The organism is Ruegeria sp. C11 (genome assembly GCF_056537725.1).
Window position 1 is genome coordinate 157,871 of record NZ_JBQFSB010000004.1, and the last position, 14,258, is coordinate 172,128.

The following is a 14,258-nucleotide window of genomic DNA, read 5'->3' on the forward strand; positions in this document are numbered from 1 at the left end:
TGGCACCGCAGAATGCGCGGTGCCAGGCCCAGGTTTGATCAGACCTGTCGCACGGCCCCTTTCGCCGCACTGGTTGTCAGTTTGGCATAGGCCTTGAGCGCAGTAGACACCTTGCGTTTGCGTGGCTCTGCGGGCACCCAACCCTTTTCGTCCTGTTCTTCGCGCCGCGCCGCCAGTTCCTCGTCCGACACAGCCAGATGGATGGTGCGGTTGGGGATGTCGATCTCGATCTTGTCACCCTGTTGCACCAAACCGATCTCACCGCCTTCGGCCGCCTCAGGTGAGACATGGCCGATCGAGAGCCCGGAGGTGCCGCCCGAAAAGCGGCCGTCGGTCAGCAGGGCGCAGGCTTTGCCCAGACCTTTGGATTTCAGATAGGAGGTCGGATACAGCATTTCCTGCATGCCTGGCCCACCGCGGGGACCTTCGTAGCGGATTACGACCACGTCACCTGCCTCGACCTTGCCGGTCAGGATGTCGTTGACCGCCTGATCCTGACTTTCGCAGACATAGGCGGTGCCGGTGAAGGTCAGGCTGTTCGGGTCGACGCCTGCGGTTTTTACGATGCACCCCTCGCGGGCGATGTTACCGAACAGCACCGCCAGTCCACCATCCTGGCTGAACGCGTGCTCTTTGTTCCGGATAACGCCGTTTTCGCGGTCGGTGTCCAGTTCCTTGTATCGGTTTGACTGGCTGAAAGCCTGCGTGGTGCGAACGCCGCCGGGCGCAGCCTTGAACAGTTCCTGCGCCTTGGGGTTGTTGGCGATCTTGATGTCCCAGTTTGCAATCGCCTCAGCCATTGTCGCCGAATGCACCGTGCTGCAATCTTCGTGCAGCAGCCCCGCCCGGCTCAGTTCGCCCAGAATCGAGAAGATGCCGCCCGCGCGGTGGACGTCTTCCATGTGTACGTTCTCGGTATTTGGCGCGACCTTGCACAGACACGGCACCTTGCGGCTCAGGTGATCCATATCGCTCATGTTGAAATGAACCTCGCCTTCATGCGCGATGGCCAACAGGTGCAGCACGGTGTTGGTCGAGCCACCCATGGCGATATCGAGGCTCATGGCGTTTTCAAACGCTTGGAAGGTTGCGATCTCACGCGGCAGGAAGCCTTTTTCGTCCAGCTCATAGTGGCGCTTGGTGATCTCGACGATGCGGCGTCCAGCTTCAAGGAACAGGTCCTTGCGGTCGGCATGGGTGGCCAGCGTCGAGCCATTGCCCGGCAGCGCCAGACCCAGTGCCTCGGCCAGACAGTTCATCGAGTTGGCGGTAAACATGCCCGAGCAAGACCCGCAAGTTGGGCAGGCGTTTTCCTCGATATGCTTCACCTGCTCATCAGTGTAATGATCATCGGCGGCAGCGACCATCGCATCGACAAGGTCGATCTTTTTGACGTCCAGATCGGCAATGTCGATCTTGCCTGCCTCCATTGGCCCGCCAGAGACAAAGATGGCAGGGATGTTCAGGCGCATCGCCGCCATCAGCATTCCGGGCGTGATCTTGTCACAGTTCGAGATACAGACCATGGCATCGGCGCAATGGGCGTTGACCATGTATTCGACGGAATCGGCAATCACCTCGCGCGAAGGCAGCGAATACAGCATACCATCATGGCCCATGGCGATACCGTCATCCACCGCGATGGTGTTGAACTCTTTGGCGACGCCGCCTGCGGCCTCGACCTCGCGGGCGACCATCTGGCCCAGATCCTTCAGATGTACGTGGCCCGGAACGAACTGCGTGAACGAGTTGACGATGGCGATGATCGGCTTGCCAAAATCGCTCTCGGTCATGCCGGTGGCGCGCCACAGCCCGCGGGCACCGGCCATGTTGCGGCCGTGTGTGGAAGTTCTGGATCGGTACATTGGCATGATTCTGTTTCCCTTTTGCCCGCCCTGCGATAGGGGTTGCGTATGTTATAGCGCACGCTACCCTATGTGCGTTATAACGTACAAGCTATATTGCAGGGCATGAGCATGGATTCGGACGATATTACCCTCAGACTACGCGATGTACGCGCCGCAGCGGGTCTGAGCCTGTCGAAAGTGGCTGAAATGACCGGGGTCAGCAAGGCGATGTTGGGCCAGATCGAGCGCGGCGAATCAAGCCCGACCATCGCCACACTGTGGAAGATTGCCAAGGGGTTTCAATTACCGCTGAGCGCGCTGATCGGATCCGCAGAGCTGCGTGATCCGGCAGATACCGATGTGTTCCGCACAGTGACCTTTCCCGGCAGTATCAAGGTAAAGATCGTATTCCCGTTCGACCCGACCCTTGGGGCCGAGACGTTTCACGTTGATTTGACAGCGGACCAGTGTCACGAGTCCCCCGCCCATGCGGCCGGCGTGACCGAAGAGGTTTTTGTACTGGATGGCACGCTGGATGTGCTGCGTGATGGAGAGTGGATTACGCTGCAGGCCGGTCAGGGGTTGCGTTTTGCCGCTGATCTGCCACATGGCTACCGTGCTGGCGGGGCGGGCGCAGCATTCCTCAACATGCACCACTATGCGCAGCAGGGCGCGGCGATCGTCTGATGCCATCAGTATTGGAACATCGCTTTTCGGAGGCAGAACATGACGGCATTTTTTGACACCCTGACGCTGGCAGATGCTGTCGGTTCATTTGGGGCACTTATGGTGGTTGCGGCGTATTTCGCCACTCAGATGCGCTGGATGAATTCCGAAGATCTGGCTTTTCCGGTGGTCAACATGCTGGGGTCGGTCCTGATCGTCTATTCACTTTTACAGAACTTCAATCTCGCCTCGATGCTGATCGAGAGTTTCTGGATTGCGATCAGTCTGGTCGGCATCGTTCAACATATACGCCTGCGCCGGGGTGGTTTGCGTTAGGAAACGAAACGCAATATTCATACCCTTCGGATTTAGTTTGGAGAGCATGTGGCGTTCCGTGGCTGGTGATAGCGCAAGCGAGCCCTAGCGTTAGATTCAGACAAGGCGGCCGGGTACCGGAACATGGCATTCATCTCGGAAATCGATTTTCGCGGCGGCGGTGGCGCACCAAACGGCGAAACCGTCGAAATCATTCTTGGCCCCGGAGACAACCCCGCCGATTTTGTTGTCAGTGCCTATCGTGACGACGGAACCCTGCACACCTCTGCCGGTATTCCGGGGGGCGAGGTCACGCTGTCCAGCCTGACCGGCACACCTGATCCTGATAATCCCGGATTCACCGTCTACGTCATCCCGCTGGGCCTGAGAAACGGACCCAGCAATGCGAACGAGGCCAGCGGCGTCGCACTGACCGATACATCATCGGGCAATGTCATCTCGTTTTTCAGCTCTGACAGGCAGGGTACGATCACGGCAACAGAAGGCGCAGCGAGTGGTGCGGCTTCGGACTCGTTTCTGGACCATCGTGCGCTTTCACCGGGTGAAAGCTATCAGTGGGACATCTTCGGCAATCAGACGATCGGGCCTGCAACGCCCGGGGATGCCGTCTTGTGCCTAACAGCCGGAAGCGCGGTTCGCACGTCCAAAGGTCTGGTTTGCCCAACGCAACTTGCGGCGGGCGATCTGGTCTGGACATTGGACCACGGCTATCAGCCGCTTCGTTGGGTGGGCCTGAGGCGCGTAACGGCCCAGGAACTCAGCAATCATCCCCTGCAGCGACCGATTTTGTTGGAGCAGGGTGCACTGTCAGAGGGCGTGCCCAGAACAGACCTGCATCTTTCGCCGCAGCACAGGGTTCTGATCCGATCCGCAGTGGCGCAACGCATGTTTGGTAGCGAAGAAGTTCTTGCTGCGGCGAAAAAGCTGGATGCCTTTGATGGTATCACCGCTGCGGAGTGCTCCGATGGCGTGATCTATGTGCATCTGCTGTTTGATCGACATGAAATCATCGACGTCAATGGGGCGCTGGTTGAAAGCCTGCTGATTGCGGATCAGTCCACCGCCGGGCTGCTTGACGGATCGCTTTGGAGTCAGGCCGGAAACCTGCCATCGGCCACCAACGCCGTAACCCCGTGTCGCCAAATTGCGCAGGGGCGGCGCTTGCGGCACCTTCTGGAACGAATGCAAAAGAACGGCAAAGACCTGCAACCTGCCGCCATCTCTTACCCGTCGCCGCAGCGTGTTGGGCGCGGGCAATAGCGGCCTGCGAATATCCTGTATCTTGCGTCACATTTCCCGGCAGTATAGGGACACCAATGTGCGCGTAGGGGAGGCTTTGATGCAGGACGATCCGAAAACCCTTGTTTCCACTGAATGGCTTGCCGCTCATATCAAGGACCCGGACCTGAGGGTTCTGGACGGGTCGTGGTATTTGCCGCAGCAAGCGCGCGATGCCAGGGCCGAGTACGAGGCCGCACATATCCCCGGCGCACGTTTCTTTGATATCGACGAGATTTCCGATCATCGCTCGGACCTACCGCACATGGCACCGCCTGTGGAAAAGTTCATGTCCCGTCTGCGCGCGATGGGCGTCGGCGATGGCCATCAGGTCGTGGTGTATGATGGCGCCGGGCTGATGTCAGCCGCGCGGGTCTGGTGGCTGTTTCGCCTTATGGGGCAAGAGAATGTGGCCGTTCTGGACGGTGGGCTGCCCAAATGGCAGGCTGAAGAGCGTGAAATCGAAGATCTGCCACCGGTCATTCGCGACCGCCACATGACCGTGCGGGTTCAGAACCATCTTGTGCGCGACGTCACGCAGGTATCTGCCGCCGCCAAGCTGGCCGATCATGAAATTATCGATGCCCGTTCGGCGGGTCGGTTCACTGGTAGCGAAGCAGAGCCGCGCGAAGGCCTGCGCTCGGGCCATATTCCAGGCTCGCGGAACGTGCCCTTTGGTGCATTGCTGAACAAAGATGGCACGATGAAAACGCCTGAGGAATGCCGCGCAATATTCGAGGCGGCAGGCGTTGACCTGTCCAAGCCCGCGATCACCTCGTGTGGTTCCGGCGTGACCGCCGCGATTCTCAGCCTTGCACTTGAGCGTTTGGGCAAGAAAGATCATTCACTTTACGACGGCTCCTGGGCTGAATGGGGTGCCTTCCCAACCCTGCCCGTCGCAACCGGAGAAACCTGATGTTCGAAAACCTGAAGGCGCAGCCAGCCGACAATATTCTGGCGCTTATGCAGATGTACCGCGACGACCCGCGCGATCAAAAGATTGATCTGGGTGTGGGCGTCTACAAGAATGCCGAAGGGGTGACCCCGGTCATGCGAGCGGTCAAGGCGGCCGAGAGACGCATTCTGGAGGAACAGGAAAGCAAGGCCTATACCGGGCTTGCAGGTGATCCGGCATTTGCCGATGCGATGATCGGGCTGATTCTGGGTAACGCAGTGCCGCGCGAAAACATTGCGGCCGTGGCAACGCCGGGTGGCACAGGGGCATGTCGTCAGGCATTTGAGCTTATTCGCATGGCGAATCCGAAGGCCCGTGTTTTCGTGTCAAACCCGACCTGGCCGAACCATTTGTCGATCCTGAACTATCTGGGAATCGAAACGGTTCAGTATCGGTATTTCGACAGCGAGACCCGCGGTGTCGATTTTGATGGTATGATCGAGGATCTGAAAACCGCCGAGGCCGGAGATGTCGTCCTGCTGCATGGCTGTTGTCACAACCCAACCGGCGCGAACCTTAATCTGGTGCAATGGCAAGAGGTCGTGGCCCTGATCAACGAGCGCGATCTGGTTGCCATGATCGATATTGCCTATCAGGGCTTTGGTGACGGTCTGGAAGAGGACGCGCAGGCGACCCGACTTGTTGCATCGTCGGTCAAGCATTGTGTGATCGCGGCGTCGTGCTCCAAGAATTTTGGTGTTTACCGTGAACGAACTGGTTTGTTGATGGTCGTCAGCAATGGCGGGGCAGATACAGGGCTGAATCAAAGCAATCTGGCGTTTCTGAACCGCCAGAACTATTCGTTCCCCCCCGATCACGGTGCGCGGGTTGTCACGACAATTCTTAACGATCCTGAACTGCGGGCTGATTGGGAGGCCGAGCTGGAGGAGGTTCGCCTTTCGATGCTGGAGCTGCGTCAGCAACTGGCGGACGAACTGCAGCGCCTGAGCGGATCAGACCGTTTCGGTTTCATCGCGGAACACCGCGGCATGTTCTCGCGTTTGGGCGCTTCGCCCGAACTGGTCGAGAAGCTGCGCAATGATTACGGGATTTACATGGTCGGTGACAGCCGCCTGAACATTGCCGGATTGAATGCTGCGACTGTGCCAATTCTGGCCAAGGCAATCATCGACGCGGGCGTCTGAGCCAGCCATCTGTGAATGACAAAAGCCGCGCGGCACAGCGCGGCTTTTTTTTATTGACCCAGCCCAAAAGAACCTGCCCAGAAGAAAAAGCCGGGCGCGAACGCCCGGCCTTCGAGTGGTTAACTCAGGACTTAGCCCTTGGAGAACTCGGGGTAGGCTTCCATACCCAGTTCTGCCATGTCGAGGCCGTTGATTTCGTCCTCTTCGCTAACACGGATGCCTAGGGTGGCTTTCAGGATGATCCACAGAACCAGAGCGCCTACAAAGGTGAAGACACCGTATGCGATGATGCCAGTCAGCTGTGTGATCAGGTTTGCTTCGCCGTAGAAGATCACGGCGATGGTGCCCCAGATGCCCGCGAACAGGTGAACCGGGATCGCACCAACAACGTCGTCGATCCTGAACTTGTCCAGCATCGGAACCGCGAAGACCACGATGATACCGCCCACAGCGCCGATCCACAGCGCACCGAACAGGGTTGGTGCGAGAGGCTCGGCAGTGATCGAAACCAGACCGGCCAGCGCGCCGTTCAGAACCATGGTAAGGTCAGGCTTCTTGTACAGAAGTTGGGTCAGGATCAGGGCTGCGACGGCACCCGAAGCTGCGGCCATGTTGGTGTTGGCAAAGATGCGCGAGACGTCCGATACATCACCCACGGTGCCCATCGCCAGTTGCGAGCCACCGTTGAAGCCGAACCAACCCAGCCACAGGATGAACGTACCCAGAGTTGCCAGTGCCAGGTTCGAACCGGGCATCGGGTGTACTTTACCCCCTTTGGTGTACTTGCCGATACGCGGGCCAAGGACGATGACACCTGCCAGAGCAGCCCAGCCACCGACCGAGTGTACAACGGTCGATCCGGCGAAGTCGGAAAAGCCCATGCCGTCCAGCCAGCCGCCGCCCCATTTCCACGAACCCGAAATCGGATACATGATACCGGTCAGGACGACGACGAAGATCAGGAAGGGCCACAGTTTGATACGTTCGGCCACGGCACCGGACACGATGGACGCGGTTGCCGCCACAAAGACCAGCTGGAAGAAGAAGTCCGAACCGATCGACGCGTAATCCAGCGCGGCGTCTGCGGGCGCAACACCCACTGCATCAAGCACGGTCGGGCCACCAATGGCAAAGATACCATTGAAGTCGCCCGGATACATCGTGTTGAAGCCAACCAGCCAGTACATGATTGCGGCAATGGAAAACAGCGCCACGTTCTTGATCATCTGCATGGCGACGTTCTTAGAGCGCACCAGGCCGCCTTCCAGCATGGCAAAGCCTGCCGCCATGAAGAAGACGAGGAAACCCGCCATTAGGAACAGCAGCGTGGTAAAGATATACTGGGTGTGCAATGCAGCTTCGCCAGCTGCGGCCTCTTGCGCAAGACCCATCTGCGGCAGCGCGACAATCGCGGCAGCAGGGATGAGAGATTTCATCAGGTTCATTGTCAGTCCTCGAATGATAGTGAATGGGGGCGCCTTACAGCGCCTCTTCGTTGGTTTCCCCGGTCCGCACGCGCAGGGCCTGCTCGACGTCGAGGACGAAAACCTTGCCGTCGCCGATCTTGCCGGTTTTGGCGGTTTTGGTGATGGTTTCGACGATCTGGTCGGTCATCGCGGCGGGCACGACGATTTCCAGCTTGATCTTGGGCACGAAATTCACGGCGTATTCAGCGCCCCGGTAAATTTCTGTGTGGCCCGACTGTGAGCCGAAACCCTTGATTTCGGTCACCATCATGCCGCGCACGCCTGCTTCGGTCAGCGCTTCGCGTACCTCTTCCAGCTTGAATGGTTTGATTGTCGCAATGATCAGCTTCACGTCTTTCCCCTCTGCTTTCCGGGCAGGCCGGTTATTTTGCACCTGCAGAAAAAGAGCGCGGCTGACGCGTCAATGAAACGGTTTGGAGAGAGTCACGCAGGGGAAAATCCCACTAGTTTGCACAATTTTTGCACAAATAGGCAGTATTGCCTAAAATTAAGGCAAAGAATTGAGGGGAAATACCGGAATTTCACACCTCAACATGTACGGCGTGCCGGGGTATGGTGCGCCAAAAGCAAAGAACGGGCAGAGTTTGAGCATGGCTGAGTCCAAACGCCGCAAGCCGCGACTGGTCGCGGAGAAAAGATACCCGTCGGCGGGCGCAAAGAAGACGTCTGCCAAACGCAGCAGCAAACCTGCGGGAAAGAAGGCGGCGCCCAAAAAGTCCGCGACTACCCGGAAAGCGGCCCGCAAAACCACCCGTCGTAAATCCGGTGGCGGAGGAATAGGAGGATTCTTCCGCCGCATTTTCCGTTGGATATTCCGCCTGATCTGGGGGCTGACATGGCGCATCGGTGCCATTGCGGCGCTGTTGCTCGCTCTGGCGGTGGGGCTGGTTTATACGACACTACCCGAGGCCGACACCTTGCTGGACGGTCGCGCGCGCGGCTCGGTGACATTGCTTGACCGGGAAGGGAACGTTTTTGCGTGGCGCGGTGATCAGTTTGGTGGTGTCATCACGGCGGATACTGTTTCGAAACACCTGAAGAATGCGGTGATCGCGACCGAGGATAAGCGGTTCTACCGTCATTTCGGCGTTAGCCCCCGCGGTGTCGCCAGCGCCGTCCGCATCAACCTGAGCGAGGGGCGCGGCCCGTTATCCGGTCACGGTGGTTCGACCATTACGCAGCAAACCGCAAAACTGCTGTGTCTGGGCGTTCCCTACGTTCCCGGTGAATGGGAATCTGAGGCGGCATACGAATCCGACTGTCGACAGGGATCGCTGTGGCGCAAGGCCAAGGAAGCGGTCTATGCGATGGCGATGGAGGTCAAGTATTCCAAGGATCAGATCCTGACGATCTATCTGAACCGTGCGTTCCTAGGCGCTGGCGCCCGTGGCTTCGAAGCCGCCAGTCAGCGTTATTTCGGCAAGTCCGCAGCCGAGGTGAACCCTTCGGAGGCGGCGATGCTGGCGGGGCTTTTGGTTGCGCCGACACGCTATGCCCCCACCAATAACCTGCAACGATCGCAGGACCGGGCGAATCTTGTTATCGGATTGATGGAAGATCAGGGCTATCTGTCCACAGCGCAGGCCAATACTGCGCGCAGCAATCCTGCCGAATTGTCCGAGGCGGCGGCTGCACGGGCGGGTGGGTATTTTGCCGATTGGGTCATGGCCAGCGGGCCCGAGTTCTTTACGCGCAACACGACCGAAGATGTGGTTATCCGGACAACTCTGGATCAACAGATGCAGCAGGCAGCCGAAGAGGCCCTGCAATTTGTGTTCCAGGAAAAGGTCAGTCCGGGTTCCAAGGCACAGGCGGCCATCGTGGTCATGTCCGCGGACGGTGCCGTTCGTGCCATGGTTGGTGGGCGCAAGACCCGTGTATCAGGTGCGTTCAACCGGGCAACACAGGCATTGCGGCAGACCGGCTCCGCCTTCAAACCTTTTGTATATGCCACGGCGTTGGAGCTTGGGTATTCTCCACTCGATACGGTGGTGGATGAGCCTTACTGCATCAACATCCCCGGTTCGGGTCAGTGGTGCCCCAAGAACTATACCAACAAGTACTATGGCCGCGTTACTCTGGCCGATGCATTAAAAAACTCGCTGAACATACCTGCAGTGAAAGTTGCCGAGGCGGCAGGGCTCGACAATGTGCGCACCGTTGCCAGCGAATTTGGCATCGACAGCGATCTGGCGGCCGGTCCGGCCTTGGCTTTGGGCGCGTCCGAAAGCACGCTGATCGAGATGACTGGCGCCTATGCGGGCATTCTCAACGGCGGGTCGTCGGTTGAACCCTATGGGTTGACCGAACTCAAGCTGTTGGGGGACGTGGACCCGGTTATGGTAACGACCTCGGGCATTGGTGAGCGTGTCATTCGCGAGGACGCCGCAAGGCAGCTGACCTGGATGATGGAGCGTGTCGTGTCGCAGGGGACAGGCAGCCGTGCGGCGTTGCCCGGCTGGCAGGTGGCGGGTAAGACCGGCACAACGCAGGCGGCACGTGACGCGTGGTTCATCGGCTTTACAGCCGATTACGTTGCCGGTGTCTGGATGGGATATGATGACAACACGCCACTATCCGGTGTGACCGGCGGCGGCCTGCCCGCCGAGATCTGGCGCGAGACCATGATCCGCATCACCGAAGGCATGACACCAACCCCGTTGCCTGCGCAGGCACCCGAACCCCCGGTAAAGACGGCACAGCCGCGCCAGCAGAAAAAAGGTGGCGGTGGGTTTGGCAGGGCCGTGGACAACCTGTTGCGGGACATCTTCGGTCGCAACTGAACGTATTGATTTGCTGTAAAACAACACGGTCGGGTTTGTTTTGACCCGACGTTAGTGAATCGTGGATACGTCATCCGAAGAATGTTATGAATGTCAGAATATATTGATTTGGCGCAGTTCATGGCCCTTTGACCGGATTCCGATTTTGCGGTCCGATGCGGGAACTGCCAACCGCTTTTGAACCAAGGCTTGAGGGGGGAACAATGAAATTTGTGTCAAACCGCATCTGGATTTCGGTCTTTGCCGGTATTCTTGCTGTCACCTTGGGCAATACGGCACAGGCGCAGGCCCTGACACGATCAGACGCCGAAGACGAAGGCTGGCGTCATTCCATCACGCCCTATTTGTTTCTGCCGCTTACCACGAAAGGTACATCCACGGTCAGCGGAGTCAGCACTGAACTGGATCTGAGCCTGAGCGATATTCTGGATGCGCTCGATGGTGCACTGTCCCTGCGATACGAAGGCTGGAACGGCAATTGGGGCATAATTTCCGAACTCTACTACGTCCGGCTTGGCGGGGATGGCGAACTGCCCGTGCCAAATGTGGGGGTGAATGTGGACGTGCGGCAGGCCTATCTCAGTCTGCAGGGTGCGTACAGATTTGCCCGTGGGGTGAACTCATCCGGCCGGCGGTATGCAGTTGATGCCACGGCAGGCATCCGAATGAACCGGCTGAAGCAGGAAATCGACCTGACCGGACCCGGGCCCGGCAGAACATTCGGTGGGACAGAGGAATGGGTCGAGCCCATGATCGGGCTGCGCTACGCGACAGAGCTAAACGACGACTGGGCTTTTGCCGCCCGCGCAGAGCTGAGTGGCTTTGGTGTCAACGGCGACGATCTTCAATATCTGGTGCTGGCCGGTTTTGACTGGCAGGCGTGGAAAAAGACGTCTGTCAGGTTCGGATATCAGTTCTACGGGATCGATTATTCGACCAATGCCGATACAGGTCCGTTTGCCTATAACCTGGATCAGAACGGTTTGTACGCGGCGATATCGTTCAGCTTTTGACACCAAACGAATGACTGCGCCAGATAGGGGACCGGCGGCAGAGGCCGCCGGTCAGTTCGTTCAGAGGCTTTCGTCAAGTGCTGCCAGAATCGCGTCGCCCATTTCGGTGGTCGAAACAGGGGTTACGCCTTCATCAGCCAGCAGATCGCCCGTGCGTACACCATCCGCCAGAACTTTCTCGATGGCTGCTTCCAGACGGTCCGCTTCGGCGCCCTGATCAAAGCTGTAGCGCAGAGCCATGGCGAAGCTGAGGATACAGGCGATCGGGTTGGCCTTGCCCTGACCGGCGATATCAGGGGCCGAGCCGTGTACGGGCTCGTACATCGCCTTGGGGCGGCCATTGGCCATCGGAGCACCCAGAGATGCCGAAGGCAGCATACCCAGCGAGCCGGTAAGCATTGCGGCACAGTCCGACAGGATATCGCCAAACAGGTTGTCGGTGACGATCACGTCGAACTGCTTGGGCGCGCGAACCAGCTGCATCGCGCCGTTGTCAGCGTACATGTGGGTCAGTTCGACCTCGGGGTATTCCTTGGCCACGCGGTCGACGACCTCGCGCCACAGGATGCCGGATTCCATGACGTTGGCCTTCTCCATCGAGCAGACCTTTTTGTTCCGGCGCATTGCCAGTTCAAAGGCCGAGCGCGCGGCGCGTTCGATCTCGGATTCGGTATAGCGCTGGGTGTTGATGCCTACGCGCTCGTTACCTTCCTCGAAGATGCCACGTGGCTCTCCGAAATAGACACCCGAAGTCAGCTCGCGCACGATCATGATGTCGAGGCCGGCGACCACGTCCTTTTTCAGGGACGAGAAATCGGCCAGCGCGTCAAAACACTGGGCTGGGCGCAGGTTGGAATACAGGTCCATCTCTTTGCGCAGACGCAGCAACCCGCGTTCGGGTTTCAGGCTGAAATCCAGATCGTCGTATTTCGGGCCACCCACGGCGCCCAGCAGAACGGCGTCCGCCTCCTGCGCCTTGGCCATGGTCTCGTCCGACAGCGGTTTGCCGTGTGCGTCGTAGGCCGCGCCGCCTACAAGATCCTCGCTCACGTCAAATTGAAGACCGCGATTGGAACCGAACCAATCGATGATTTTGCGCACTTCGGCCATAACTTCCGGGCCAATTCCGTCTCCGGGCAGGATGAGGAGCGAGGGGTTGGACATGAAGGGTCTCCTTGCGTTTCGTTGCAATCGCCCTAGCGTGTGCGCCGCAACGGGTCAATGAGACGATCCGGCCAAAACACGAGGAAAATACATGCTGATACCGGGAAATGCCGTCCCTGAACTGAAAATCGAGACATTGGCGCACGGAACCTTTGATCTAGACCGGGACAAGGGCGAAAACGGGACGCTGGTCATACAATACCGCGGTCTTCATTGTCCGATTTGCATCCGCCAGATGGGCGAGGTCGAGGCCGCGCTGGATGAGTTCGCTGAGCTGGGAATCGAAGTCATCATGCTGAGCACCGATTCTGAGGAGCGCGCGGCCGAGACGGTGGGTAAGGCCGGTACCGAGCGTCTGCGCGTCGGGCACAGCCTGCCGCTGTCGGGTGCGCGTGACGACTGGGGGCTCTATCTGTCCAAAGGGCGCGAAGGCACCGCCGAGGCGCCATTCTTTGCCGAGCCGGGGCATTTCTATATTGCGCCCGATCGCAGCCTGTATTTCGCATGGACGCAATCGACCCCATTCGGGCGCCCGTCTATTTCTGACATCAAGGGCGGCATCAAATACGCGCTGGATAATCAATACCCGCCGCGCGGGACCTACACCGACGCGCTGTAACGAAACTCAGATACTGGCCAGCAACCCGTTGGCCAGCAAATCCCAGACCCTGCGGATGCGCGGGGTCTGGCGCATCGCCTGTGGTGCCGCCAGCCAGACCGGAAGCGGTGGAATGTGCAGATCCAATGGCAGGACCTCGATATCAGGGTCGGCTAATGCGATGCGAAGCTGGCTGAATCCGATCCCGCACCCGGCCCGGATCAGTTGCCAATAGGCGCTTTGATTGTCGCAGCGCGTGGCAAAACTCTCTCTATCAGCCTCCCAGCCCAGTTGCCGCATGGTCGCAAGGATCAGATCATTCGCGTCATATCCGACCAGATCGTGCTGCAGCAGATCTTCGGGGGATTGCGGCCTGCCAGCCCGGTCCAGATAGGAAACTGCGGCGCAGGTACAAAGCGGCACGTCGCCAATAAATCGGGTGACGATGTCCATCTGACGGGGGCGATACATCCGAACGGCAATGTCCGCTTCGCGGAACAAAAGGTTTTCACTGGTGTCTGACGGAACAAGCTCCAACTGGATCGCCGGTTCTTCCTGACGGATTTGGGCCAGAATGGGTGGCAACATGTGATGCGACGCAAAGACCGATGCCGTGATGCGAACCGACCCCTCAAGCTGCTGCGACTGTCCGGCAGCCGTCATCTCAAAACTGTTCATTGCCGTGCGCATCTGCTCGGCCATCGGCAATAGCTGAATACCAGTATCGCTCAGCGTCAATCCCCGGGCGTGTCTTTCGAACAGGGTTACTCCCAAATCCGTTTCCAGAGATTGAATCTGACGACCCACCGTCGGCTGACTGCAGTGCAGTCGGCGTGCCGCCGATGACAAAGACCCGGTTTCTGCAACAGCTAAAAAGCTTTGAATCAAGGACCAGTCGGAAAGTTTCAGCGCATTATTCATTCAAAAATGAATACACGATCTACATTTGTGGGCAATATTCATATTTTTTTGAATGGATAAGTTGG

13 protein-coding genes are annotated in these 14,258 nt (G+C 58.5%); 8 read left to right on the forward strand and 5 right to left on the reverse strand.

Annotated elements, in window-relative coordinates:
* Positions 1 to 38: 38 nt before the first annotated feature.
* On the reverse strand, positions 39 to 1,871 hold the full coding sequence (gene ilvD, locus ACR0NA_RS09410) for a dihydroxy-acid dehydratase (protein ID WP_480728310.1): 1,833 nt from the start codon (positions 1,869 to 1,871) through the stop codon (positions 39 to 41).
* 105 nt (positions 1,872 to 1,976) lie between these two features.
* On the opposite strand from ilvD, the gene ACR0NA_RS09415 reads away from it, so the two are divergent.
* From ACR0NA_RS09415 to ACR0NA_RS09435, 5 genes are all read left to right on the forward strand, one after another.
* The gene (locus ACR0NA_RS09415) at positions 1,977 to 2,534 is read left to right on the forward strand and encodes a helix-turn-helix domain-containing protein (protein WP_480728693.1); all 558 of its coding nucleotides are present in this window, start codon (positions 1,977 to 1,979) and stop codon (positions 2,532 to 2,534) included.
* Between the two features lie 39 nt (positions 2,535 to 2,573).
* Positions 2,574 to 2,849, forward strand: a complete 276-nt coding sequence (locus ACR0NA_RS09420; RefSeq protein WP_170653678.1) for a CBU_0592 family membrane protein — start codon at positions 2,574 to 2,576, stop codon at positions 2,847 to 2,849.
* 123 nt (positions 2,850 to 2,972) lie between these two features.
* Positions 2,973 to 4,109 (forward strand): Hint domain-containing protein, encoded by a 1,137-nt coding sequence (locus ACR0NA_RS09425; RefSeq protein ID WP_480728312.1) that lies wholly within the window; start codon positions 2,973 to 2,975, stop codon positions 4,107 to 4,109.
* Positions 4,110 to 4,188: 79 nt separating this feature from the next.
* On the forward strand, positions 4,189 to 5,043 hold the full coding sequence (gene sseA, locus ACR0NA_RS09430) for a 3-mercaptopyruvate sulfurtransferase (RefSeq protein WP_480728314.1): 855 nt from the start codon (positions 4,189 to 4,191) through the stop codon (positions 5,041 to 5,043).
* Positions 5,043 to 6,227, forward strand: a complete 1,185-nt coding sequence (locus tag ACR0NA_RS09435) for an amino acid aminotransferase (protein ID WP_480728316.1) — start codon at positions 5,043 to 5,045, stop codon at positions 6,225 to 6,227. Before sseA ends, ACR0NA_RS09435 begins: the two co-directional genes overlap by 1 nt.
* 131 nt (positions 6,228 to 6,358) lie before the next feature.
* On the opposite strand, the gene ACR0NA_RS09440 is transcribed toward ACR0NA_RS09435, so the two are convergent.
* Complete coding sequence (locus tag ACR0NA_RS09440; protein ID WP_480728317.1) at positions 6,359 to 7,672, reverse strand: ammonium transporter; 1,314 nt, start codon at positions 7,670 to 7,672, stop codon at positions 6,359 to 6,361.
* Positions 7,673 to 7,706: 34 nt separating this feature from the next.
* On the reverse strand, positions 7,707 to 8,045 hold the full coding sequence (locus ACR0NA_RS09445; protein WP_170653688.1) for a P-II family nitrogen regulator: 339 nt from the start codon (positions 8,043 to 8,045) through the stop codon (positions 7,707 to 7,709).
* Between the two features lie 259 nt (positions 8,046 to 8,304).
* On the opposite strand from ACR0NA_RS09445, the gene ACR0NA_RS09450 reads away from it, so the two are divergent.
* Positions 8,305 to 10,497: a transglycosylase domain-containing protein gene (locus tag ACR0NA_RS09450; RefSeq protein ID WP_480728320.1), complete on the forward strand. Its 2,193-nt coding sequence runs from the start codon at positions 8,305 to 8,307 to the stop codon at positions 10,495 to 10,497.
* A gap of 203 nt (positions 10,498 to 10,700) precedes the next feature.
* Positions 10,701 to 11,510 carry a hypothetical protein gene (locus ACR0NA_RS09455; RefSeq protein WP_480728322.1) on the forward strand — a complete coding sequence of 270 codons (810 nt, stop codon included), beginning with the start codon at positions 10,701 to 10,703 and terminating at the stop codon, positions 11,508 to 11,510.
* Positions 11,511 to 11,570: 60 nt separating this feature from the next.
* Here the strand turns inward: ACR0NA_RS09455 and leuB are convergent, their stop codons facing one another.
* Positions 11,571 to 12,674 (reverse strand): 3-isopropylmalate dehydrogenase, encoded by a 1,104-nt coding sequence (leuB, locus tag ACR0NA_RS09460; RefSeq protein WP_480450792.1) that lies wholly within the window; start codon positions 12,672 to 12,674, stop codon positions 11,571 to 11,573.
* Positions 12,675 to 12,765: 91 nt separating this feature from the next.
* On the opposite strand from leuB, the gene ACR0NA_RS09465 reads away from it, so the two are divergent.
* Positions 12,766 to 13,293 carry a redoxin domain-containing protein gene (locus tag ACR0NA_RS09465; RefSeq protein ID WP_480728324.1) on the forward strand — a complete coding sequence of 176 codons (528 nt, stop codon included), beginning with the start codon at positions 12,766 to 12,768 and terminating at the stop codon, positions 13,291 to 13,293.
* Between the two features lie 6 nt (positions 13,294 to 13,299).
* On the opposite strand, the gene ACR0NA_RS09470 is transcribed toward ACR0NA_RS09465, so the two are convergent.
* The gene (locus ACR0NA_RS09470) at positions 13,300 to 14,193 is read right to left on the reverse strand and encodes a LysR family transcriptional regulator (RefSeq protein WP_480728327.1); all 894 of its coding nucleotides are present in this window, start codon (positions 14,191 to 14,193) and stop codon (positions 13,300 to 13,302) included.
* Between the last annotated feature and the right edge of the window lie 65 nt (positions 14,194 to 14,258).

What these genes read in the sequence shown, in the direction of transcription:
- ilvD (WP_480728310.1), bottom strand. Translation starts at nt 1,871, where the DNA reads ATGCCAATGTACCGATCCAGAACTTCCACACACGGCCGCAACATGGCC.
- ACR0NA_RS09415 (WP_480728693.1), top strand. Translation starts at nt 1,977, where the DNA reads ATGGATTCGGACGATATTACCCTCAGACTACGCGATGTACGCGCCGCA.
- ACR0NA_RS09420 (WP_170653678.1), top strand. Translation starts at nt 2,574, where the DNA reads ATGACGGCATTTTTTGACACCCTGACGCTGGCAGATGCTGTCGGTTCA.
- ACR0NA_RS09425 (WP_480728312.1), top strand. Translation starts at nt 2,973, where the DNA reads ATGGCATTCATCTCGGAAATCGATTTTCGCGGCGGCGGTGGCGCACCA.
- sseA (WP_480728314.1), top strand. Translation starts at nt 4,189, where the DNA reads ATGCAGGACGATCCGAAAACCCTTGTTTCCACTGAATGGCTTGCCGCT.
- ACR0NA_RS09435 (WP_480728316.1), top strand. Translation starts at nt 5,043, where the DNA reads ATGTTCGAAAACCTGAAGGCGCAGCCAGCCGACAATATTCTGGCGCTT.
- ACR0NA_RS09440 (WP_480728317.1), bottom strand. Translation starts at nt 7,672, where the DNA reads ATGAACCTGATGAAATCTCTCATCCCTGCTGCCGCGATTGTCGCGCTG.
- ACR0NA_RS09450 (WP_480728320.1), top strand. Translation starts at nt 8,305, where the DNA reads ATGGCTGAGTCCAAACGCCGCAAGCCGCGACTGGTCGCGGAGAAAAGA.
- ACR0NA_RS09455 (WP_480728322.1), top strand. Translation starts at nt 10,701, where the DNA reads ATGAAATTTGTGTCAAACCGCATCTGGATTTCGGTCTTTGCCGGTATT.
- leuB (WP_480450792.1), bottom strand. Translation starts at nt 12,674, where the DNA reads ATGTCCAACCCCTCGCTCCTCATCCTGCCCGGAGACGGAATTGGCCCG.
- ACR0NA_RS09465 (WP_480728324.1), top strand. Translation starts at nt 12,766, where the DNA reads ATGCTGATACCGGGAAATGCCGTCCCTGAACTGAAAATCGAGACATTG.
- ACR0NA_RS09470 (WP_480728327.1), bottom strand. Translation starts at nt 14,193, where the DNA reads ATGAATAATGCGCTGAAACTTTCCGACTGGTCCTTGATTCAAAGCTTT.